Source organism: Mycobacterium sp. (genome assembly GCF_039583785.1).
In the GTDB taxonomy this organism is placed as follows: domain Bacteria; phylum Actinomycetota; class Actinomycetes; order Mycobacteriales; family Mycobacteriaceae; genus Mycobacterium.
Genome location: NZ_JAVKSG010000095.1, coordinates 8,605 through 9,684 on the forward strand (window position 1 = coordinate 8,605; position 1,080 = coordinate 9,684).

The 1,080-nt window shown below is 68.5% G+C and carries 1 protein-coding gene; it reads right to left on the bottom strand.

The window, feature by feature from the left end; genetic code table 11:
* Positions 1-190: 190 nt before the first annotated feature.
* Positions 191-1,080 (bottom strand): ATP-dependent DNA helicase UvrD2 (locus ABDV69_RS18945; protein ID WP_343577147.1); only part of this gene is annotated, 890 nt, incomplete at its 5' end.

Genomic DNA, 1,080 nt, shown 5'->3' on the forward strand with positions numbered 1-1,080 from the left:
GGCGGCGGCAATGCGCTGGTGCGCAGCCGCCGAGGCGGCGGCATGGCGGGAGATGGCGCCGGCCGGGCGTACGTCGAACGCATCGAGCGTGATCACGAGGGCTCCCCCTTCCATTTAGGCACGCGAAAAGCGTGCTTTGAGGCTAGACGCTAGCAGCGTGGAGCGGCAAGCGATTTTCTGACCTGCGCAGTTAGCTTCGACTGCGGACGAGATCGAGCACGTCAGGGCCGAATTGTTCGAGCTTGCGGGCACCGATCCCGGGGATTGCGACCAGCGCGGCGTCGTCGGTGGGCAGCAGCTCGGCGATCGCGATCAGCGTGTTGTCGGTGAATACGACATAGGCCGGGACATTCATTTCCTTGGCGGTGCGCAGCCGCCAGTCCTTGAGCTGCAGCAGCAGCTCGTCGTCGATGTCGGCGGCGCACGTCTCGCAACGCCGGAGCATGATCGCCGTCGGCGTGGTCAGCCGGTTGTTGCAGATCCGGCAGCGTGACGCGGGCCCGTTTTTACGTCGAGGACGGTTCGGCGTGGCCCCGACCTGCGTCTGCGGGGACAGGCCGTTGAGGAAGCGGGACGACTTGCGGCTCTGCCGCCCGCCCGGGTTTCGAGACAGCGCCCAGCTGATCGCCAAATGCACTCGGGCTCTTGTGATTCCGACGTAAAGCAGCCGGCGCTCCTCTTCGACAGCTTCGCTTTCGCCGCCGCGGGCCAACGCGTGCGAGATGGGCAGCGTCCCGTCGGTCAAGCCGACCAGGAATACCGCGTCCCACTCCAGTCCCTTGGCGGCGTGCAGAGACGCCAGCGTGACGCCTTGGACGACGGGTGGGTGGCGTGAGTCGGCGCGGGTTCGCAGCTCGGCCAGCAGTTCCGGCAGGCTCAGGGCCGGGCGGTGGGCAACTTCTTCGTCGACCAGTTCGGCCAGTGCCGCCAAGGCTTCCCAGCGTTCCCGGGCCCGCTTTCCGGTCGGAGGTTCCGCGGTCAGGCCGAGCGGCTCGAGCAGGCCGCGCACCACCTCGGGTAGCGGCGATTGCAAGCGCGGCGAAGCCGGGCGCAGCAGGTCGCCGCCGTCGGGCCCCGGCG